Annotated in this window: 23 protein-coding genes and 1 pseudogene; 3 read left to right on the forward strand and 21 right to left on the reverse strand. The window is 43.4% G+C overall.

The features are described from left to right. The first annotated feature begins 66 nt into the window (after nt 1-66). On the forward strand, nt 67-936 hold the full coding sequence (locus tag QVP35_RS09765) for a MerR family transcriptional regulator (protein ID WP_009290119.1): 870 nt from the start codon (nt 67-69) through the stop codon (nt 934-936). Nucleotides 937-939: 3 nt separating this feature from the next. Here the strand turns inward: QVP35_RS09765 and QVP35_RS09770 are convergent, their stop codons facing one another. From QVP35_RS09770 to QVP35_RS09820, 11 genes are all read right to left on the reverse strand, one after another. Further along, the gene (locus tag QVP35_RS09770) at nt 940-1,818 is read right to left on the reverse strand and encodes a MerR family transcriptional regulator (RefSeq protein ID WP_009290120.1); all 879 of its coding nucleotides are present in this window, start codon (nt 1,816-1,818) and stop codon (nt 940-942) included. A 116-nt stretch (nt 1,819-1,934) separates the two neighbouring features. Next, nucleotides 1,935-3,194 (reverse strand): Zn-dependent hydrolase, encoded by a 1,260-nt coding sequence (locus QVP35_RS09775; protein WP_009290121.1) that lies wholly within the window; start codon nt 3,192-3,194, stop codon nt 1,935-1,937. A gap of 12 nt (nt 3,195-3,206) precedes the next feature. Then, the gene (locus QVP35_RS09780; RefSeq protein WP_006568269.1) at nt 3,207-3,647 is read right to left on the reverse strand and encodes a threonine/serine exporter family protein; all 441 of its coding nucleotides are present in this window, start codon (nt 3,645-3,647) and stop codon (nt 3,207-3,209) included. 18 nt (nt 3,648-3,665) lie between these two features. Next, nucleotides 3,666-4,430, reverse strand: a complete 765-nt coding sequence (locus tag QVP35_RS09785) for a threonine/serine ThrE exporter family protein (protein ID WP_009290122.1) — start codon at nt 4,428-4,430, stop codon at nt 3,666-3,668. Between the two features lie 15 nt (nt 4,431-4,445). Continuing rightward, nucleotides 4,446-5,828 carry a dihydropyrimidinase gene (gene hydA, locus QVP35_RS09790; RefSeq protein WP_006568267.1) on the reverse strand — a complete coding sequence of 461 codons (1,383 nt, stop codon included), beginning with the start codon at nt 5,826-5,828 and terminating at the stop codon, nt 4,446-4,448. A 28-nt stretch (nt 5,829-5,856) separates the two neighbouring features. Further along, nucleotides 5,857-7,113 carry an NAD-dependent dihydropyrimidine dehydrogenase subunit PreA gene (preA, locus tag QVP35_RS09795; RefSeq protein WP_009290125.1) on the reverse strand — a complete coding sequence of 419 codons (1,257 nt, stop codon included), beginning with the start codon at nt 7,111-7,113 and terminating at the stop codon, nt 5,857-5,859. 16 nt (nt 7,114-7,129) lie between these two features. Further along, nucleotides 7,130-8,338: an FAD-dependent oxidoreductase gene (locus tag QVP35_RS09800; protein ID WP_006568265.1), complete on the reverse strand. Its 1,209-nt coding sequence runs from the start codon at nt 8,336-8,338 to the stop codon at nt 7,130-7,132. Nucleotides 8,339-8,410: 72 nt separating this feature from the next. Further along, complete coding sequence (locus tag QVP35_RS09805; RefSeq protein ID WP_006568264.1) at nt 8,411-8,863, reverse strand: DUF1097 domain-containing protein; 453 nt, start codon at nt 8,861-8,863, stop codon at nt 8,411-8,413. A 319-nt stretch (nt 8,864-9,182) separates the two neighbouring features. Next, nucleotides 9,183-9,527 (reverse strand): hypothetical protein, encoded by a 345-nt coding sequence (locus QVP35_RS09810; protein WP_022261104.1) that lies wholly within the window; start codon nt 9,525-9,527, stop codon nt 9,183-9,185. Between the two features lie 367 nt (nt 9,528-9,894). Further along, nucleotides 9,895-11,280, reverse strand: coding sequence for a hypothetical protein (locus QVP35_RS09815; protein ID WP_009290128.1), 1,386 nt, complete (start codon nt 11,278-11,280; stop codon nt 9,895-9,897). Further along, nucleotides 11,270-11,803 carry an RNA polymerase sigma factor gene (locus QVP35_RS09820; RefSeq protein WP_009290129.1) on the reverse strand — a complete coding sequence of 178 codons (534 nt, stop codon included), beginning with the start codon at nt 11,801-11,803 and terminating at the stop codon, nt 11,270-11,272. The genes QVP35_RS09815 and QVP35_RS09820 overlap by 11 nt, the downstream gene beginning before the upstream one ends. 186 nt (nt 11,804-11,989) lie before the next feature. Here QVP35_RS09820 and QVP35_RS09825 point away from each other — a divergent pair, with 186 nt between their 5' ends. Both QVP35_RS09825 and QVP35_RS09830 read left to right on the forward strand, forming a co-directional pair. Next, entirely contained in the window at nt 11,990-12,814 is an 825-nt protein-coding gene (locus QVP35_RS09825; protein WP_009290130.1) for an ABC transporter ATP-binding protein, read from the forward strand. Further along, nucleotides 12,801-13,529 carry a hypothetical protein gene (locus QVP35_RS09830; RefSeq protein WP_022261105.1) on the forward strand — a complete coding sequence of 243 codons (729 nt, stop codon included), beginning with the start codon at nt 12,801-12,803 and terminating at the stop codon, nt 13,527-13,529. Before QVP35_RS09825 ends, QVP35_RS09830 begins: the two co-directional genes overlap by 14 nt. 73 nt (nt 13,530-13,602) lie before the next feature. Here the strand turns inward: QVP35_RS09830 and QVP35_RS16625 are convergent. The 10 genes and pseudogenes from QVP35_RS16625 to QVP35_RS09870 all read right to left on the reverse strand — a co-directional run. Continuing rightward, nucleotides 13,603-15,026 (reverse strand): annotated as a pseudogene (locus tag QVP35_RS16625) (6-phospho-beta-glucosidase). A gap of 12 nt (nt 15,027-15,038) precedes the next feature. Then, complete coding sequence (locus QVP35_RS16500) at nt 15,039-15,530, reverse strand: PTS sugar transporter subunit IIA (RefSeq protein WP_009290134.1); 492 nt, start codon at nt 15,528-15,530, stop codon at nt 15,039-15,041. Beyond that, nucleotides 15,531-16,976, reverse strand: coding sequence for a PTS transporter subunit EIIC (locus tag QVP35_RS09840; RefSeq protein WP_009290135.1), 1,446 nt, complete (start codon nt 16,974-16,976; stop codon nt 15,531-15,533). Nucleotides 16,977-17,062: 86 nt separating this feature from the next. Then, nucleotides 17,063-17,659 carry a PRD domain-containing protein gene (locus QVP35_RS09845; protein WP_009290136.1) on the reverse strand — a complete coding sequence of 199 codons (597 nt, stop codon included), beginning with the start codon at nt 17,657-17,659 and terminating at the stop codon, nt 17,063-17,065. Nucleotides 17,660-17,671: 12 nt separating this feature from the next. After that, nucleotides 17,672-17,911: a CAT RNA binding domain-containing protein gene (locus QVP35_RS16505; protein ID WP_009290137.1), complete on the reverse strand. Its 240-nt coding sequence runs from the start codon at nt 17,909-17,911 to the stop codon at nt 17,672-17,674. A gap of 230 nt (nt 17,912-18,141) precedes the next feature. Next, entirely contained in the window at nt 18,142-19,089 is a 948-nt protein-coding gene (locus QVP35_RS09850; RefSeq protein WP_009290138.1) for a sugar kinase, read from the reverse strand. Nucleotides 19,090-19,106: 17 nt separating this feature from the next. Continuing rightward, entirely contained in the window at nt 19,107-20,084 is a 978-nt protein-coding gene (locus QVP35_RS09855) for a bifunctional 4-hydroxy-2-oxoglutarate aldolase/2-dehydro-3-deoxy-phosphogluconate aldolase (protein WP_009290139.1), read from the reverse strand. Nucleotides 20,085-20,096: 12 nt separating this feature from the next. After that, nucleotides 20,097-21,050, reverse strand: a complete 954-nt coding sequence (locus QVP35_RS09860) for a C-terminal binding protein (protein ID WP_009290140.1) — start codon at nt 21,048-21,050, stop codon at nt 20,097-20,099. A 14-nt stretch (nt 21,051-21,064) separates the two neighbouring features. Beyond that, the gene (locus QVP35_RS09865) at nt 21,065-21,829 is read right to left on the reverse strand and encodes an SDR family oxidoreductase (RefSeq protein ID WP_009290141.1); all 765 of its coding nucleotides are present in this window, start codon (nt 21,827-21,829) and stop codon (nt 21,065-21,067) included. A gap of 23 nt (nt 21,830-21,852) precedes the next feature. Further along, on the reverse strand, nt 21,853-22,271 hold a 419-nt coding region (locus QVP35_RS09870), incomplete at its 5' end, for a 5-deoxy-glucuronate isomerase (protein ID WP_288187858.1).

Here is a 22,271-nt window from a genome sequence, read left to right on the forward strand (position 1 = left end):
CTTGGCGCGCTTTGCGCGATAAGGTATAATATTATCAAAGGATAAAATGTGTGGAGGGACAAAATTTTGGACAGGAATCATTACTATTCTATCGGGGAAGTGGCAGCTACCTGTAACACTTCTATTAAGACGCTTCGTTACTATGACGAGATTAAGCTGGTAGTTCCGGAGGTCCGGAAGGAAAACAGCAAATACCGCTATTACAGCAAAGACCAAATGGTAACCATTTCTATCATCCGGAAACTGCGCATGCTCGGTTTTTCGATTAAGGAAATCAAAGAAATAGTTTCTGCAAACCAGGTCCGAAACCTGGAACAGAAAATTGAAGATAAACTGGTATGTATAAAAAAGGAAATTGAAACTCTGAATCAGAAATACTTTGAGGGGGAGCAGTTTTTACAGAGATTAAAAGAAGGTGCCCAGATCCTTCATCTCTATGATGATGATCTGAAAAAGATCCAGGCCGGTGAGATGGATGCGATCACGGTCAAAGAAGTGCCTGAAGTAAATCTTTATCACTCCCGCAGGATCATGCAGTCTTATCACAATGACGAGGTCTCCCTTGAGCGGTGGGTAGAGATCAACGATGAAGTCTCAAGACACGGCCTTAAGGTATGCGGCCCGATAACAGTCACCTATTACACGGATCTGCTGGACCAGTTTCTTTCTAAAGACTGTGATATTGAGTTCGGCATCCAGGTAGAAGAAAGCGATTCCAAACATGTCCGGAAGTTCGGCGGCTTTCTGGCAGCTACCGCTTTTCATGTCGGCCCGTACAGCGATGTAATCAGGACCCACATCAAAATTATTCAGTGGATCAATCAGAATCACTATAAGGTTGCAGGTCCGGTTTCAGAAGAATTTATCATTTCCCCTGTGGACCTGCGAAATGAAAATGAACATGTTACTAAAATCATCATCCCTGTCTCAAAGTAACTTTTAAGAATCCTTTTCTACAGGTATGATGATCTTGGTGACCCTTCTGGTTTCATCATTCACATCCAGAGGTGAAAGGATAAACTCTTCAGTGGCCGGCCCCGTCGTTTTATAGTTATGTTTTTTGATCCATTTGATGAGCTGTATGTAGGTGCTTGAAATGTCTTCATAGTTTCCGATATGAATGACTGTGGCCGCCAGCATTCCTCCAAAAGGCCGTATATGTTCAGCGGGCTTTGATTCCTCTACCTGGACGGCAAATTCGATCTCAGAGTCCTGGGACAGAAATTTATTCAGTATATTACTGTCATAAAAAGTGACATATACCGGCCCTGTAATTTTACAGTTCATGGTCTTTGCTTTATCCGTGATTCCAAGCCACCGTTCAAGGGAAATTTCAGAATAATCATAATCTTTCATGATACGGCGGTCATATAACAGATTGATCTCCGGAATAAATTCTACGGAAATCTTCATCTCGTCAGAACAGCTGTCAGACAGTTCTTCCAATATATCAATTCCGCTCTGTATTTTTTTCAGAAAATAGCAGTATTCCGTATATCGGTTGATACTGTCTTCAATCTCCTGCTTCATAGACTGCAGCTTTTTCAGCATATTCTTTTCTAACGCCTTGGCTTCATTTTCAGAGACGATCTCTTTGATCTCCTTCAGTGAAAACCCCATTTGTTTCAAATTCTTAATGATAACGACCGTAATGATCTGCCCCTTTGAATAAAGGCGGTAATGGGTCTCCTCGTTTCTGCGGTCTGGAGTAAACAGGCCGATCTCGTCATAATATCTCAGTGTTTTCTGCGGAATATCGCAGATCGCCGAAAGTTCCCCTATGCTGTAATAAGGCTTGTCGATAAAAATATGAAACACCTCCCTCAGTACATTTTAAATGCCAATGCTATTATACCAGAATAGAGCGGCAAAAAGAACGCTGAAATTCACAGCGTTCTTTCTGCTTATTTTAACGTAAAGGAAAACAATGTTACCTACTTATCGGCATCACATTTGAGAACTGCGTTCAGGAGTACAGAAGCTCCCTGCGTGCACTGTTCCGGTGATGTATATTCCGGTTCACAGTGGGAATGTCCGTCCTTAGAAGGAACAAACACCATTGTAGTCGGCATCATGTATGCTGCAAACTGAGCATCATGTCCTGCTCCGGAATTGATCTTCTGATTGGAGTAGCCAAGTTCATCGACTGCTTCCTGTACATAACCAACCAGTTCTTTGTCATAATAAACCGTGTCTCTGGTCCATGCCACTTCATAATCTACTTTGCATTTCACAACTTCTTTTGGCATATTCTTGATGACATTTACAACTTGTTCGATGACTTCTGGTTTCTCATGTCTTGCATCAATAGAGAATTCTACATAATCAGGAATAACGGTATGTACATTCGGATGACAGTAGATCTCTCCGGTTGTATAAACTAATTCGGAATCCAGTTTATCTAGCTCATCATGGAGATACTGAAGAACCTTTGCAGCTCCATATAAAGCGTCCTGGCGGTAAGGCATCGGAGTTGTTCCCGCATGATCGGACTGTCCGTAAACTTTGATCTTATAGTTGATCATTCCAAGGACACATGTTACAACACCAATATCTTTCTTTGCTGCTTCCAGGATTGGTCCCTGTTCGATATGAAGTTCAAACATTGCCATATAATCTTTATTGTTCAGGCGGTTTTCTTTTGCTCCTTTATATCCTGAAGCTTCCAGCGCCTCACCGAATGTCTTTTCCGGATCTAAAACAGATTTGGAGGCAAGCATATTTTCATGAATAAAGTTTTTCTTGATATCATCCGGGAGATAATCATTACAAATCACCCCTGAAGACATCATAGCCGGCGGATATAATGATCCTTCCTCATTTGTCCAGATCATAGCCGTAATATTATGTTTATGAGGAATCTTCTGATCTGCAATGCTTTCCAGCACTTCCATTGCTCCCATAACACCAAGGATACCATCGTAATTTCCGCCGTTCTTTACGGAATCACAGTGAGAAGCCATAACGATGTTTGGAAGATCAGGCTCAGACCCTTTCAGTGTTGCATAGATATTTGCCATATCATCTGTTTTAATCTCGGCTCCGATCGCTTTCATTCTTTTAACGAATTCTCCGCGAGCCTGTAAAGCTTCCGGTGAAAGAGAATATCTTGTGATACCTCCGTGTCCGGCATCCCCATATTTACTCATAGTTGTAATTTTGTCCGCCATCCGGCCTAAATCACATGTATACATAAATGAACCTCCTTATTTTTTGTTAAACCAATAGTTCTTAAAAATGTTCCAGCACACGGCTGCCACAATTGTTCCGGAAGCTATGGAAGCTCCTGTAATAAATGCTTCTAACCGATACTGCGCAAACTGTTCCCAGTCAGCTTTAAATGCATTCTGCATCATCATAAATAATGCTGCCCCCGGGATCAGGGGGATCATGCCGACCGCAAGATATAATGTCGCGGGAACCTTTGTCCTGACTGCAAAAAATTCCGCATAGATCCCTAAAAATAATGCCGCTGCAAAATATTGTTTCCCATACTGTGGGATGATGAGTCCTGCCGAAAGATACACGCACCATGCAAGACATCCTCCTAATGAAGTATAAAATATCTCTTTCCCATGCAGATTGAATAAAAAAGCAAAACCGAGGGCACCGAAAAATGCTGCTATGATCTGATTTAATCCGCTCATTCTCATCTCCTCTCAAATTCACAGCCAGCTGACCACTGCAAAGCCCAGGGCAATCGAAAGGCTTAGCAGGACCGCTTCTCCGAAACGGGTCAGGCCGGATAAAAAATTATCGGATATCATCTCCCGGATACAGTTCGTGAACATAAGTCCCGGAATCAGGATCATGACATTTCCGATGCTGATCTTATCAGAAGAACAGCCGATACCTGTACGCGCCGCCATGACTGCCAGTGCCCCTGCTGCCAGGGAACAAAGGCAGGAGACGAGAAACCGATTCATATTCATATTTTTCAAAGGGATCTCCACGATCTTGATCATGACTCCTATGACCGCAGAGATCGCCGCATCCAGCAGTGAACCTCCGAAAAACAGGGTAAAGGCAGATGAAATCAATGCATAGATGAGCATCCCCTGCCGGTTGCTGTACGTGGGCAGACTGTGAATCTCTTTTAAATCTTTCTTGACCTCATCCATATCCGGAAGAGTCCGGCATATTTTCCGGGACAGGTTATTCAGATATTTCAGTTCCTGAAGATTAAATGCCGAACCATGGATTCTCCTGGACTGGGTTATGATACCGAAATTCTTGGAGGAAATAGTGGCAACAATTGTATACGTAATAGAAAACACCTCAGTCCGTTCAGATCCATAGGCCGTACAGATTCTAAAGATGGAATCTTCCACGCGCCTGATCTCTGCTCCGGAGATCAGCATACGGGCTCCGATCTCCAATGCATTTTCAAGCATCTGTTCTGCATCCTTTTTAGTAACCGCCTTACCCATGTTACCCTCTCTTTTTTATCGTAATTTTTTTGGGGTTCGTTTTACAAACTGACCCATGCCAGGAGTTCCCTTGAATTCTCCGTCTGCATAGACGACATTTCCGCGGAGGAAAGTACGTACAGGGTATCCGTGCAGTTTCTTTCCTTCCCAAATCGTGTGATCACAGTCTGAATGCATTGTATCAACACTGATCGTGAAATCTTTGTCTTTGTCGTAAATAACAATATCTGCGTCCTTACCGACTGCAATCGAACCTTTCTGATCACATCCGAAAATCTTGGCAGGATTTGTGGAACACAGCTCTACTGCCCTTGAAAAAGATATTTTCCCGGAGTTTGCCGCATCCAGCATATATGGATATAAGTTCTCGATTCCTGAGCATCCGTTCGGAATCTTGGTGAAATCATCCCTGCCCCAGTCTTTCTCATAGCTCTGGAACGGACAGTGGTCAGTTGCTACCGTATCAATAGATCCGTTCTTGATTGCTTTCCACAATGCGTCCTGGCTCTCCTGTCCTTTGATTGGAGGTGAGCATACGAAGTTGCGTCCGTCTTCTCTCTTATAAACATCGCTGGTAAATTCCAGATACTGCGGGCAGGTTTCCACGAAAACTGGCGCTCCTTCTTCTTTTGCCTGAATGCAGGCCTCCAAACCTTCTTTGTCTGCCATATGTACAAGATACAGCGGTGCATCTAAATGTTTTGACCAATGTACGGCTCTTTTGTCTGCCTCAGCCTCCACAAATTCCGGCCGGCTCATGTAATGATACCAGGCACTCGTCTTGCCTTCTTTTAAAAACTGCTCCGTATACATATCAATCAGATCCGGATTTTCGGCGTGGACGTTGATCATGGCACCCAGTTCCTTCGCACGCAGCATCAGCTTCGCAAGAGTTCCGTCGCTTACCATCCATCCCTCTTTTTTATACACCAGGAAGCATTTAAAGCTTGTGATTCCCTCTTTTACGGCCTCTTCCATCTCCTCAATGATCGCTCCGTCAGAAAGATCCGTGATACAGCAGTGGGATGCAAAATCAACACATGCTTCTTTTTCCAAAACAGCCTTTTTCTCTGCAATGACTCCGCGGATGGTTTCGCCGGTATGCTGAACCGGATAGTCAAAGACCGTTGTGACTCCTCCGCAGGCAGCTGCCCTTGTTCCGGAGAGATAACTGTCGGAAGAAATTGTACCGCCGAACGGCATTGCCAGGTGAGTATGTACGTCCAGTGCTCCTGGAAGAACCAGCTTTCCAGCCGCATCAAACACTTCTTCTGCATCTGCTTCTATATTCTCAGCAATGGCTGCGATCTTTCCATCCTTCACACCTAAATCCGCAGAAAACATATCAGAAGCTGTCACAACAGTACCGTTTTTGATCACTAAGTCGAATTTTTTCATATGATTGTCCCCCAATCTGACTTATGCTTTACTCATACTTGGTTTTCATTTTCACTTCATGGTCTTCAACTCCCGGCTTCATCTCAACCTTTCCAGGGGTAATACAGTCCATAACCGGACAGACATTCAGGCACAAATGGCATCCGACACATTTATCTTCATTGAGAACCGGCTTCCGCTCTTTTTCATCCCATGTAATGGCCTGATGTCCGCCGTCAAAGCAGGATACATAGCATCTTCCGCATCCCACACACTTATCCTTATTGAAATCCGGATAGAGGATGAACGTACGGTCAATGTCATCAGCAGGCACGATGTTCGGCAGAGCCACGCCTACCAGATCAGATAATTTATCAATTCCATGGTCTTCCATGAAATGGGACAGACCGCTGATCATATCTTCTACAATACGGTATCCATACTGCATAACGGATGTTGTTACCTGAAGGTTTGAAGATCCTACAAGGATAAAGTCTAATGCGTCTTTCCATGTTTCAATACCGCCGATTCCTGTGATCGGGACATCTTTTAATTCCGGATGCTGTTTCATCTGTGTGATAAAACGCAGCGCGATCGGTTTTACTGCCGCACCTGAATAGCCGGAGATGGATGATTTACCGTTGACTACCGGCATGGCGGTCATATTTTCCACATCAATATTTGTGATGGCTTTTACTGTATTGATGGCAGCGATTCCCTTAGCTCCGCCTTCCATGGCAGCGATTGCAGGAATCTCCATGTTTCCGATATTCGGAGTCATCTTTGCAATGACCGGAAGATGAGTGGCACCGGAAACAACCTCGCAGTATCTGCGCACAAGATCCGGATTCTGTCCTACATCAGACCCCATGGCAGAGGATGTCATCTGAGGGCAGGAGAAGTTACACTCGATCATATCGACACCGGCCTCTGTTACTTTCTTTGCGAGGATCTCCCATTCTTCTTCATTGCTTCCCATAATGCTGGCAACGATAACTTTTGTCGGATAGTCCTGTTTCAGTCTTCTCATGTATTCCAGGTTATCTTCCAGAGGTTTATCTGAAATCATTTCCATGTTTTTAAATCCAGTCCACGGTGTCCCTTCCTTTGATGTGATATCGAATCGAGGGGAGCATTCGTTCGGGATAAATATACCGATGGTCTTATAGTAAACTCCTGCCCATCCTGCCTCCAGTGCTTTGGCACACATTTCATAGTTGCTTCCTACCGGAGAGGATGAGAGGAAAAATGGGTTTTCACATTTGACTCCTAAAAAATCGATGGATAAATCTTTCTTTATGGACATATTCAATGCCTCCTTTCTATTTGTTAAAATAGTCTGCAATCTTTTCTGCAGCTTCTTTGCCTTCAGCGACAGCTTCTACTACAGTTTTTCCGCCGTTTACCATGTCTCCGCCTGTGAAGACATTTTCGCCGGCTGCAATGTCTGCCACGTCGTCTCCGACTGCCTGGCCGATCGCCAGCACAACCTGATCGGTCTTCATGGTCAGTCCGGATTCTCCGTCACGTCCTTCAAATCTCATTGCGGTAACATGTCCGTTTTCTCCAACGATTTCTGCCGGTGCAAATTCCTGAACGATCGGAATACCCATACTCTGTACGAAGCTGACTTCATCCATATCTGCCGGAGCTTCTTCAATGGTTCTGCGGTAAACGATGGTTGCTTTCGCTCCCAGCTGTTTTGCAGTCGTGACACAGTCCATAGCAACGTCTCCGCCTCCGATCACGATTACATTTTCTCCAAGTACCAGCTGATCTGTATTTGTCTTAGCTTCCCTTAAGAAGTCAATGGCAGTTACCACACCTTCCAGATCTTTGCCCGGTATATCCACCATCTTTGATTTCCAGAGACCTGCTCCTACGAATACTGCATCGTAATCATTTTTGAGCTCCTCAAGTTTTGACGCATCTATGGGTTCATTAAATTTAAATTCTACTCCGAGTTTTTCAATGGTCTGAATATCAAAATCCACTACTTCCTGAGGAAGCCTTGTTGGAATAATTCCATATGTAAGAACACCGCCTGCTTTGTCCTGAGCTTCATAGACCGTCACAGAATATCCTTCCAACGCCAGCTGTCTTGCACAGGAAAGAGAGGCCGGTCCAGCACCTACACAGGCAATCTTTTCCTTCTTCGGCTCAGCCGCTTTTAAGAATTCCATTCCCTGGTTTTTCTCTTCTTCTACGAGAAAACGCTGGATCTTTCCAATCTCGATCGGCTTATCAATGCCGGTACGGCTGCACGCCTGCTCACACATTTTTCCGTATGGACAGACCTGAGCGCAGCATCCTGCCAGCGGGTTATTCTCGCGGACTGTCTCCGCAGCTCCTTTTATATTGCGGAAACGGAGAGAACGGATGAACTTTCCGGGATCTGTTCCTGCAGGGCATCCTTTGCTGCAGGGTGAATCATGGCAGAGAAGACATCTGGATGCTTCTTCCATTGCAGTTCTTAAATTAAAGCCCTTTTCCATTTCTTCTCCATACTCTTTTTTTGTAATTTTACTCATGGTTGTTTCACACTCCTTATTATATGATCAATTTCATGGTTTTCCATCTGAGCCTGGGACGTTCAGCCGGCACTATTCTTTTCCGAATTTCTTAAAAAGGAATCTTCCGGAATAGTCGCAGGACACTCCGAGAATATTGCCTAACAGAAGACAGATTAAGAGCATTTTCCAATCTCCGCCGCTGGCGAATGCAGAAAAACCTCCCATAAACGTATTGGGTACCAGGGACAAAACATCAATGTGGGACTGGAATACGATCAGCCAGGAAAAGAATCCCGTTACGACTGCTCCGAATATGATCGTGTTATTGATGCCGCCGGACAGGATGATCAGCATGCCCCACAGAAGACCTGTGTAGTTGCTGCACATCGACTTGATGAACCCTGTCTTCCCACATCCGGCGGAAAAGTATGACGTGCATCCGACGAATCCGATCCATGTGGCGAGCCCCAGGGCAGAGCCGACTCCCTGCCAGAGACAGCAGAAAATCCCGGTACCGATGGCGTTGGCCATTATTACACTCATAGTTGCTCCTTTCTTATTGCGTTTCTGTTATTTGTTAAGTTCATTGTATCGGATACACGATGTGGAGAGTAAAGAGGGAGTTTTTAATTTTTTTCAGAATGAATTTCAGAAAATTGGGCAAATGCTACCAGTAAATAATTGTTATACCTTTCATTAAATAGATTTTTTTGTTTGATATTTAACAAACCCGCGGTGTTTCATGTTAAAAACTCACAAAAAACATATAAAACATAAACAATTTATAAATAAAATCACGAAAAAAACCTTCCAGCCAGTGGAAGGTTTTTTCGCTTTTATAATCTATGATCTTCTTTATCCCTTAATTCAGTCTGCCTTTATATACCTTTGCAACTTTGCCTTTCTTGATTAATGCAATCAGACCATAATTCCCCCGAATGAAGCCCCATTCTTTGTAGCCCTTCTTTGCTTTTCTTTTATAAACAGGTTTCCCCCAGGTAGTCAGAACTGCCTTCTTGGCTGACATTCCTATTTTTATGGTCCGGCCGATGTAAATCCTTTTTGTCGTACTTGCTCTTTGGTCACCATATTTGTCATAAATAATGACCTTTATACTTTTTCCAGCTTTTTTCTTTGGGAGTTTTACTTTGATAGTTTCATTAAATTTTTTACCCTTAAACTTTTTCGCTATGGTCTTACCGCTCACTTTAATTTTGAGCTTATCTGTTTTCTCCCCACCTGTACACAGAATGTTGGCATATTTTATTTTTGTAAACTGAGTATTTTTAACCTTTACTTTGCAATATCCGCTTGGAGTAACTGCTTTTATATAGACCTTTGTGTCTGTTCTGAAAATAGGGATATCAATAAGGAAATCTCTATCCCTGTAACAGTAACTTTTGATCCTACTTTTTGCTGAGGAAATGAAATCTTATAAGAAAAAATTCCAAATTCATCTTCTTTGAATGTTCCATCTATTTCCATTATATCACTCTCGCCAAAAAGGCCATAATAAAAGAGATTACCGCCGTATCAATTTATACGGCAGTAATCTCTTTTTATATCTAATAAGTTTACTTTGTTATTTTTATATATCCTGTATTATCTTTACCGCTGTCTCCCCCACCATCTATTTGGATATAGGCCTTGTCCAGTAAATCCTCATCTACAAAATATCCAATATGATAAATCTCTTCCTGTCCTGGCTTCAACGTTTTAAGATAAAAACGATATCCCCCGTCTGTCTCCTGAAAATATTGGGCACACTTGACTAACTGACAATTCCTAAAAGCCTCCGGTCTGTTGTATTCCTCAAGGATACGCCAGCTTCCGTCTTTTGTTTTTCTCAAATAAGTGAGGGGCCTGCACACGTTTATTATTTTTTCCTCTTTTCCTGTATTTTTTATCTTCATTGTAATATAAACCATCTTCTGCTTTACAGTCTTTGTATCTGCAACTGATATTGATGCAGAATGGCGTCCGTCACCACCTTTTAAAGTTTCTCTTCTGTATGATTTTAGTTTACCATTTTTATCTAAAATTTCTTGAAGATCAACAGTACTTGAAAAACCTTTTCCGTATAATCCGCTGATATCGTCTTTGATTCCCACTGAAGCTATCTCATACTCAGCATCATCATATTTTACATTGTCTCCAGCATTTTTGAAAATTCCTTTTATTTTTGTATCTTTTCCTCTTTCCTGTCCCTGTAAATTCTTTTGTGTCTTCTCAGAGAGTCGGACGTAGCCTGAAGCCTCAGATTTTTTACATTTCTTAAGTTTTACCTGGGACGCAAAATTTGACAAATCTTTCTTACCTACACCAGACATCGCATAGTACCGAATCATATAGCCATATTCTTCATAAAATACAAACATGCTTTTATTATAAGTGTCATTTTTGATATATCTGCTGTCTTTTATATAATATCGGTTCATATAAATCGCTTTATGTCCGCTAATCTTTAAGTTATCCGCCTGTTTTACATCATCGACATAATAATCTTTGTCCACGGACTTATCCATTTGTACCAGTTCGAATGAAAAATCTTTTCCGGCATGGGCCCCAGACTTGTAGTTAAATTCATACCATCCTTTTAACCCTGAACCTCCCTCACGGTATTTGTCCGGCAAATGATAGGAAAGGGATACATAAGGGATTTTCTTTTTCAATTTTTTATTCTGCTCCGTGTTTACAGATATATCTACAGCATACTGATCTTTTTTAACTTCACTTTTAAAATAGTTCACAATTTTAGGTGCTGCAATGACTCCTGCCGGAATCGCCAGCAGTAATACAGCGCATGCCGCAGCTGCAATTTTCATCATTTTGTTAGTTTTTTGTTTTTTCTTCATAACATGTTCCTCCATTTTTTTCAGAACAGAGATATTCAGCTGTTCAGGAGGTTCCTGTTTATTCTTATATGTTTCATTTATTAATTCTTCCAAATCATATTTCATAACCACTCGCCTCCAAACTGCTTCTGATCTTCGTTCTCGCTTTGCTCATACTGCTCCTGACTGTTTTCCTGGAAATTTTAAGGTTGTGTGATATTTCCTCGATACTCATTTCAGCTGCATAATACATATTCATAATAATTTTCTGTTTTTCGGGAAGGCTGCCGATCAGCCTATTCACTTCATCAAGCAGTTCCTGTTTGACAACTGCTTCTTCAAGCCCGCCTAAATTTCTGGTGTCGGCTGCTCTCAAATCATCGAATTCCGTCTCTGAAACAATGTTTCTTCTCCATAAGCTCTTCCTCTTTTTATTCTTCCAGAGATTTACGGAAATCCCAATCAGATAGTTTCGTTTGCTCTTACCATCGCCACATCTGTCGAGTTTGTGGCTTAACTCGACAGTTTTTAGAAAGGTGTCTTGATACAGATCTTCGGCTTCAGGAACATTACCGGTCAAATGGCAGCAGAAACGATACAAGGATGTCCCATATTCATTCACTAGTACTTCCATCTCTTCTGTCGTCATAACAAAAGCCTCCATTCTGCTATAAAATCTTGTTCGGATCTTAACCCTTTCACTTATATAATGTCATAGCATTAAAAAATGTTCCCTGAAAAATCGAATTTTTTTACTTTCCAGCATAATCTCTGTTACAATATTTACAAAGTTAATTTATATGAATCATACCATGTCTGAGATAAGGGGAGAATTGTGGACCATCTAATAGAACTAAAAAACATCACTCAATCATATAACAAAGAGGTCATCTTACAGGATCTGACCCTTTCCATATCCCAAAACCAATCCATCGCCTTTACGGGCCACAATGGATGCGGAAAGAGTACATTATTAAAACTGCTCGCAGGACTAATACGTCCCACACATGGGAATGTCCTATATTACGGTGCTCCTCTGTTCCACTATGTTCCTGAGCGGTTCCCTAAAATGAATCTCACGGCCAGACAATACCTCCGGCATATGGGATATCTGGATGGTCTGAGTACTGAGGATGTAAAGACAAGGTATAAGGCGCTGTGTGAAGAATTCTTTTTATCTGATATGCTGGATATTCCGATGAAACACTTATCAAAAGGGACCTTGCAAAAAGTGTCGGTCATACAGGCTCTGTTAAAAACTCCCGATGTTTTAATATTAGACGAGCCTCTGTCCGGCCAGGACACAGACTCTCAGGATGTGTTCATACAAAAAATAAATGAACTGCGCAGAACAGGAATGACTATTCTTATGTCCTGCCACGAACAATATTTGATTGACAGTATCAGTGACACAGTGTATCAAATTGACAGGAAACATTTATCCCTGGCAGACAGTCCGGAAAATGCGGCAGAAAAACATTATATTCTATGGTTTGATAAGAAAGAAGGGGCTGAAATTCCTGATCTGTGTACAGGACGAATCAAAAGCTGCTGCGGTAAATATAGAATAGAAGTAAAAGAATCGGAAAGCAATCCTGTGATCGCATATATGATACAGGAAGGATGGCTTTTAAGGAGGATGGAAGATGCGGATCATTAGCGGTCTCATAAAATATCAATACCTGCAGTATTTGAAGTCAAATAAATTTGTTATGCCCTTTGCTGCTTTAGTAGTAATGCTGTTTACTTTATATTCAGCAAAACCAGTAAGTGTAGTGGCCAGTCTGGCCAGCTGCTGTCTGTTTGTTTTTCTGATTTCTTCCTGGATCGGCACATCCGTCTGCATTCTGGAAGATACAGCGTCGGAACAGATTATAAGATTGAGACTGCGCAGCACGAATCAATACGATTGGGGACATGCCCTGTTCCTTTTAAGCCTCAGCATGCTGACTGCTCTGCTTTGCCTGCTGATCCCAGTGTTGATCAATCTGTCCAACAGCCAGATGCTGTTTGACCGAAAGCTGCTGCCTGAAGATATCATATTTGGATTTTTTTTGCTGTCCTCTTCTGCATTTATGGGATGCAGTCTGGGTGAGCTGTCTCATCCCAGAGTCATAAAAGACAGGAAATCTGCTTTACTCATGATTACACTTGTCGACATAGTATCAGTGATCAAAACTTCTCTGACGGCGGCATTTCCCGTCTCAAAATTTATTCTTTGGATCGTACCGCCGATTTCATTTCTTCCGGATTCCTTCGCCAAAGAACCCTATTTTATAGGAATAAAAGTATTTCCTGCTGTACTGCTTTTGTTTATTTACGGTCTGGCCTTAACCTTTGTGAAAATATCTATCCTTCAGAAAAGGAAATTTTAACACAAAGAAAAAGGTGTCAGGAACCTCTTGTTTTGAGCTCCCTGACACCTTTGAAGAACATATAGAAAGCTAATTACAATTCTTCCCCGTTCGTCTCTATGACTTTCTTATACCAATAAAAAGATTTCTTCCTTGATCTGGCCAGTGTTCCGCTGCCGTCTTCCTGTTTGTCCACGTAGATAAATCCGTACCGTTTTTTCATCTCCCCGCTTCAGGCACTGATTAAATCGATAGGAGCCCAGGAAGTGTACCCCATCAGTTCCACTCCGTCCTCCTCCACAGCATCTTTCATGGCACGGATATGTTCCCTCAGGTATTCAATCCGGTAATCATCTACCACATAACCGTTCTCATCAGGCTCATCGAAAGCTCCCAATCCATTTTCAACAATAAACAATGGCTTTTGGTATCTGTCATACACCTGGTTTAACGTAATACGCAGCCCCAGCGGATCGATCGGCCATCCCCAGTCACTGTAAGAAAGATAAGGATTCTTTGCCGACTTAAACAGATTTCCTTCTGCTTCCTCCTGTCCGCCTCCCGGTACCGCGATGCATCTGCTGTTATAATAGGTAAAAGAAATAAAATCAACGGTATACTCTCCCAAAATCTCTGCATCTCCTGCATCCATCACTGGAAAAACTCCTTTTTTTGAAGCCTCTTCACCGCATAAGACGGATAATATCCTCTGGACTGTACGTCCACAAAGAAATAATTTTCCTGGTCAGTAAGCAGTGCCTCCCAGACATCTTCCGGCCTGCAGGTATACGGATAAGCGCTGCCGGCCGCAAACATACATCCCACCTTATTTTCAGGATTTATTTCATGGGCCATCCTTGTCGCCAGCGCACTTGCCACCAGCTCATGGTGGGCAGCCTGATATTTCACTTGTTCCTCATTTTCACCGTCTTTAAAGTAAATGCCTGCTCCCATAAATGGTGCATGAAGGATCATATTGATCTCATTAAATGTCAGCCAGTGGGTGACATCGTCTTTAAATCGGGTGAATAACACTTCACAGAGACGCAGATAGAAACGAATCATTTCTCTGTTTCTCCATCCCCCATACTTCTCAATCAGATAAACCGGGCAGTCAAAATGAGAAATCGTAACCAATGGCTGGATGTGATATTTCCTGCATTCTTTGAAAATTTCTTCGTAAAAACACAGTCCCTCCTCATTGGGTTCCTGTTCATCTCCATTCGGAAAGATTCTGGTCCAGGCAATGCTCAGACGGTAAACCTTGAATCCCATTTCCCCAAACAGGCGGATATCTTCCCGAAAGTGATGATAGAAGTCCACAGCCTCTGCTGCCGGATACTCGTGTTTATCATCCATTTTAAGCATTTTTCGGTGCCCTGCGATGACCGAAGACCGGTCTGCTCCGGACGGACAAACATCTACATTTGCAAGACCCCTTCCGCCTTCAAATACACCGCCTTCCAGCTGGTTTGCCGCCGTTGCTCCGCCCCATAAAAAATTCTTTGGAAATCCCATGTTCTCATCCTCCTATTTCAGAACATTCAATAACAGGTCACCTGCGGCTGCATATTCTTCGCGGGTTTCCACCACATCCAGAAAGTCATCAGAATTGGAAACCAGTACAGGTGTCTCGACGCAATAGCCTTTGCTTTCTATAAATTCCTTATCAAAGGTGATCAGCAGCTGTCCTTTTTCGATCCGGTCCCCCTGTTTTATCATAGCCTCAAAGCCTTCTACGTTTAGCTGAACAGTGTCCAGACCAATATGAATCAGGATCTGTACTCCGTCATCGGTTTCGATTCCCAGGGCATGGAGTGTCGGGAATAAGGCTGACACGACACCGGATGCAGGGGCATAAACTTTTCCTTCCTCCGGCAGCACAGCCGCTCCCTTTCCAAGGACTCCTGATGCGAAAGCCGCATCTTTGACGGATTCCAGTTTTAATACCCTGCCCTTGATAGGACTTGCGATTTCCAGCTGTTCCATGATTTTTTTCTGTCCCGTAACTTCTGTTTCCAACTAATCCTTGTCCTGTTCTTCTGTCCCTTGTACAGCGGCTGGTTCCTTTTCTTTATAAAAGATCATGGTCGCGGCAAATCCCAAAACCATGCTGATGATCACGCCAACGACTGCTACGATTAAATTCCCCATGCTTCCGTCCGGTTCGATCATTGCCGGGAATTCAAAGATACCCATGCCTCCCATCATAAACTTTCTGAAATTAAAGGCTCCGTAGAATCCTCCTCCGATGCCTCCCACGATACAGCTGATGATAAACGGTTTTTTTAACGGGAGTAGAATTCCATAAATGGCCGGCTCTGTGACTCCAAAGATACCGGAAATAAAGTTTGGGATGGCCATTTCTTTGATCAGTTTATTTTTCGTCTTAAAGAAAACACCCAGAACGACTGCGGATGTGGCAAAAGTGCATGCAAAAAACGGCATCATAACGTTATCGAAACCATTTGTCATAATATTATTGATGTACACCGGAATGAAGCCCCAGTGCAGGCCGAAGATCACCAGAATCTGCCATGCAAGCCCCACAATGGCTCCTGCAAGCATCGGGCTGAAATTTCTGACAGTCATAACTGCCTCTGCAATAACGGTGGATCCAAAAGTCGCTAAAGGTCCGATCACCAGCAGTCCTGCCGGGATTGCCACAAGCAGTGTGAACATCGGGACAAAAAAGAATTTTACTAAATCGGGGATAAATTTGTTAAAAAACTTCTCGAATTTTGAAGCAAAATAGACGACAAAGATGACTGGAATTACGGTCCCTGTATAATCCATGCCGATTAATGGGATACCAAAGAAATCCGTATAAACTTTAGATGCAAACATTGTTCCGCCAAACAGTGTATAGAGAGCATTCCCTCCGGCTGACAAAGCGCTGTTCTGAATGGTCGGATAACACATGATGGTTCCGATCACCAGGCCGAGCATTGGCTTTAGTCTGAATTTCTTTGCTGCCGTGTAGCCGAGGAACAGGGGCAGAAAGTTAAACAGCCCATCTCCGATGGCATTTAAAATAAGATAACCTCCGCAGGCATCTGAGTAAAGACCCAATGCTACAAACAGAGCATTCAAACCCTTGACCATACCACAGGCAGCCATGATCCCAAGGATCGGCTGAAAAATCCCGGAAATCGTATCAATGGCCCTGTTAAACAGACTTCCTTTTTCTGGGTCTTCCTCCTGCCCTGCTTCTTCTGCCAGTCCGAGCAGGGGCATCACCTCCGCAAAGACATCCGGCACATGATTGCCAATGACCACCTGGTACTGTCCGCCGCTTTTCATCACTGTGACCACGCCGTCCATGTTTTTCAGCACATCATCCTTCGCTTTGCTCTCGTCTTTTAGTTTAAATCTGAGCCTTGTGATGCAGTGGACAAGGATGCTGACGTTTTCCTTTCCACCTACATTTTTGACAATTTCTTTTGCCAATGTTTCGTACTTACCCATTTTCTTACCTCCATTTAATTGAAATTATATTTATGAAGGCTTGGCCAACCAAATGTCACCATCCTGGCGTACATGATAATTGAAATTTATTGCTTTTTTGTTTTGTTCATAACCCGCTCAATGTGGATCGTCAGGTAAAGCTGCTCTTCTTTTGACAGGTCATATTCATATTTTCCTGCAATGAACTGCGTAATCTTTTCAGTGCACCGGAAAGCCTCCGGATACTTTTCTCTGATCACTTCCCAAAGGCCGTCACTGCTGTCTTCCTCATAAGCCGTGTGTTCGATCAGACGCTTTGCAAAAAACTTCAGGTGCGTCACAAAACGGTAATAGTAAACGTCGTCCTCGTCAAACTCTATCTTGAAAAAGTATTTTACGATATTGACCACTTCCTGCATGATCCGGGTGATTTCATACATGTTGTGCATCGTGTCGTCATCCATCTGGGCATTGGCCAGATGTAACGCGATGAACCCGGCCTCATCTTCCGGGAGCCGGACCTTACATTTTTCTTCGACCAAGTTTAGGGCCCACAGTCCGATCTGATATTCATCTTTATAGAATCTGCGGATGTCCCAAAGCAGAACATTTTTCACCGTCACACCGTCCAAAAACCGGACGATCGAGGTATGTACATGGTCAATGAGGGAAATGTAAACCATATCATTCAGTTTTTTCCCCAATTTGGTTTTCGCCTATGAAATGATCTCCTCCCCGATGGCAATGTGCTCCATCGGGACATCCCGAATCAGTACCTGGAACTTATTGTGGGCTTCGGTTCCGGAAAGGAAAAATGTCTTGTCGATCGCCTCAGGGTTTAAATCATCCCCTGCCTTCTTTTTAAAACAGATGCCTCTACCCATGACGATCTTTTCCTGACCGTCTTCATTCAGAATCACTGCCACATTGTTATTCAGAACTTTAAAGATTCTCATAATCTATCCCCTTTTCAGGCCGGCTGTTGGTATACATCCGAAAATAATAAAAACCTATGTGCACAAACAAAACTGAAAGCTTGCGCTTCCAAAATTATCTATACACATAGGTTTAGCTCACTCTTACATTCACTATCCTATTTTCTATTTATAGGTAGATTTTAACATAGCTTAAAAAAAGAAGTCAATTGCAAATAACTATTTAATTATCCCAGAAGAAGAGTATTTCTTTAGTCGTTCTCTGCCCTCATAAATTCCTCCAGTTGTTTTCTTGTGGGCAGTCCTTCATTATCACTGACATCCATGATCTGCATGGCTCCAATAGCATTTCCCCGTCTTACACTATCTTCTATATTTATGCCTTCCAGAATTCCGCTGATCACTCCCACTGCAAATCCATCGCCTGCCCCGACCGTATCAACAACTTTTTTTACTTTAAACCCCGGCACCATATAAGCCTTATCTTTTTCTTTCACAAAGGCTCCTTTGGCTCCATCTTTAATGATCACTGTTTTAATGCCACAGGCTTGGTAAAACTCAGCCGCTTTTTTCTTGTCATCGGTTCCGACCAGGATTCTGCACTCTTCGATGCCCGGAAGTATTATATCCGCATACTCTGCCATCCGGTTGATGACATTCCTCATGATTTCTTCGTTTTCCCATAATGCCGGTCGCAGATTGGGATCAAACGTGATCGTGATCCCTTTTTCTTTGGCCCGTTCCATCAGTCGGAAAGACGCCTTCCTTGCTGTCTCAGACAGTGCCGGAGGAATTCCAGTAATGTGCACGAGTTCCACATCAGACAGGTCAATAGAATCAATCTCTTCCTCGGAAATATGAGATGCCGCCGAACCTTTTCTGTAGTAAGGAGCATATGGATCACTTCCGTCAGTCACACGGTTTTTCAGCTGAATTCCTGTCCGGTATATGGGATCATATGTGATCATTTCCGTCCCAATCTGATTCTCTCTCAATGTCTTTTCTATATAATGTCCAAATGGGTCATCTCCCAGTCTTGTCAGATACTCTACATCATGGCCAAGTCTTGACAAACCGATGGACACATTCACCTCAGCACCAGACAATGCTCTTTCAAAATGCGTTACCTCCTCCAGAGGCCCTTCCGCAGCAGCAATCAAAAGCGCCATTGGCTCCCCAAATAATATTGTCTTGCTCATTTTTCCACCTCTCAAATCTATGGTAATTTGGGATTTCTCACCAGATGAAGAGCGAATCCGCCAATCTCATTCTGCATATAAACAGCCTGCATTTTTCCATCTTTGCGGTACACCGCGCTGTCCTCCTGAAATACGACACCTTTTCTTTCCAGATAGGTCTTCGCCCGCTCCACTGAATTGGCTGCAATGGCAATATGCCCTTTCGTTCCGAGGAAAGGTGATTTCATGGTTTCTATAAAATTCGCAGAGAAAATGGAAGCCGAATTCTCATCTGCTTTAAATCCAAAAAGCTGCTCAAATATATTTGCCGTCCGGCGGGCTTCACCTGCACTGTCACAGTTGATTCCCACGTGCGCCAAGTGAAAATCCAACATATTCTGTACCGCTTTCTGTGTCAGTTCCCTGATCTCTTCAAATTCTCCGGCTGCGATGAGATCAGCCGGTACCATCCACGTTCCGCCGCAGGCAATAACACGGTCAAAGTTTAGGTAATCACAGATATTTGACTCATTCACTCCACCGGTAGGCATAAATTTCATCTGTGTGTACGGGGCAGCCATAGCTTTGATCGTCTGAATCCCTCCGGCTGCTTCCGCCGGAAAAAATTTCACTGCCTTCAATCCATATTTGATTGCCTGCTCCACATCACTCGGATTGGCACATCCAGGAAGAATCAAAATATTTTTTTTACTGCAGTACTCTATAATATCCGGATTCAGACCGGGACTCACGATAAATTCTGCTCCTGCCGCCACGGCTTCGTCCACCTGCTGTATTGTCAATACGGTTCCGGCTCCTACCAGCATATCCGGTTGATCCGCTTTCATCTTTTTTATGGATTCTGCCGCCGCGTCTGTGCGGAAGGTAACTTCTGCGCAGGGAAGCCCTCCTTCGCACAACGCCGCCGCCAACGGTACCGCATCTTCTGCACGCTCTAACTGAATGACAGGCACGATCCCAATCCTTTTTATCTGTTCTAACAACTTAAGTCCCATATGTTCTCCTTCCTATGCCAGACTGTTGACCGGGTAATGTATAGCTTCTCCGTTGGCAAACCTCACAGCTTCCTCAGCCACCTTACGTTTCAGTTCATCGGCCGCTTCCTCTGAATACCATGCCATATGAGGAGTTACGATCAGATTTTCATGTTTGAACAGGACAGAAGCTTTGCTGACCGGCTCCCCGAGCATACAGTCTAATGCTGCTCCTGCGATTTCCCCATTCTTTAAGGCCTGATTAAGGTCTGGTTCATTGATGATCCCGCCCCGGGCAACATTAATGAGAATCGCCGATTTTTTCATTTTGCGGAATGTTTCTTTATTGAACAGATCGACATTGCCGTCTGCTGGGCAGTGCAGGGAAATAATGTCAGACCGTTTGATCACTTCCTCCATACTTACCGTTTGTACGTACCTGTCTGTTTCCGATGCCGCTTTATAATAAGGATCTGTGCCTATGACGCTAAACCCGAGCGCATGCATTTTCTTGGCAAAATTGCGTCCAATTCTGCCAAGCCCAATGACTCCCACGGTTAACTCACTGAAACGGTGAACCGGAATCGCATTTGTATAATCCCATCCTTCATTTTTTGTCACCGCATTCATTTTTACGATTTTTCTTATCATAGCTAATGCGAGGGAAATGGCATGGTCGGCTACCTCATTCATTCCGTAATCCGGCACATTCCCCACTTGCACCCCATGCTTTTGTGCCGCCGCAAGGTCAATGGTATCGACACCTACGCCGTAGCGCACTACATATTTTAATTTAGGACAATGTTCCATAACCTTTTCTGTTATTTTTGCATACTGAACTATAAATATCTCTGCATTCTGGCACTGGGCAATCACTTCATTTTCTGTCACTGCCTGTTTCAGTTCCATATCGATCCCCGCGTCTGCAAATATTTTTGTCTCAATGTCTATATTTTCATGGTCACAATCCGTAATGATAACTTTCATAATTAAAATCCTCTCTATCGAACTAAATATCCGCCGTCTACCGGAACTACTGCTCCGTTGATATAATCAGATGCATCTGATGCCAGCCATACCACCGGCCCCTTCATATCTTCCGGTGTACCCCATTTTTTATACGGAATACGTTCGGTGATAGCTGCATTTCTCGGATTTTCCGGATCTAGCAGCGCTGTGTTCATATCCGTTGCCATGTATCCGGGAGCCAGAGCATTGACATTAATTCCTTTCTCTGCCCATTCATTGCACAGCGCTTTGGTCAGCTGGGCGACTCCTCCTTTGGATGCCGCATATGCCGGCACTGTATATCCACCAAAGAACGAAAGCATTGACGCAATGTTGATAATCTTTCCCTTTCCTCCCTGCTTCAGAAATGTTTTTCCTGCCAGCTGGCATAGCGCAAATACACTTCTCAGGTTTACATTGATGACAAAATCCCACTCTGACAGCGGAAAGTCTTCACTTGGGTATCTTTTCTGTACCCCGGCACCATTGACGATGATATCCAGATGTCCCCCCAGCTTTTCTACCGCCGTTTGAAAAGCAGTTTCCCGTGTTTTATCATTTCCAAGATCCGTTACCACTGCAAAACACTGAAATCCCTTCCTCGTATATTCCTGTGCAACCTCCGGTGCCTTTGGATTGATATCCATAATGCACACTTTGGCTCCCGCTTCCATCAATCCCTCTGCCATGCCGCAGCTGAGTCCCTGGGCAGCTCCGGTTACAATGGCTGTTTTATTTGTTAAGTCATTTAAATCCATAGTATTGTCTCCTTTTCTAATATTTATTGTTCAAATGCCGGATCATTTATTGCCAGGTCATATCTTCTGCTTTCCGGCGTAAATGCAGCCAGAACCCAGAAATAGGCATTGCGGCTTCCCGGGCTTGCTACCGTAGGATGATATCCACACGGCGCCTGTACCATAGTTCCTGAATGAACCGTATGTGTAACAATATCCTCCACCTCTCCGGTTTTTAAGTAGCTTATATGTAATCCGAATTTTGGAGATGGCATATCAAAATAGCAGTAAACCTCCTCCAGGTCTTTCTCATGCTGATGCGGCGGCCAGCTGGTCCACGCCCCTTCTTGGGACCATGTAAGTCCGCATATCAATTTAGAAGCGGTATCCTGTGGTGCGAGAGTAAACATAACCTCACGTCTGCCTACACCTTCCCCGTGAATCTGATGGATATCACCAATCG

The sequence above is a fragment of the Anaerostipes sp. CAG:276 genome, assembly GCF_000432215.1.
GTDB classification, from domain to species: domain Bacteria; phylum Bacillota; class Clostridia; order Lachnospirales; family Lachnospiraceae; genus Anaerostipes; species Anaerostipes caccae.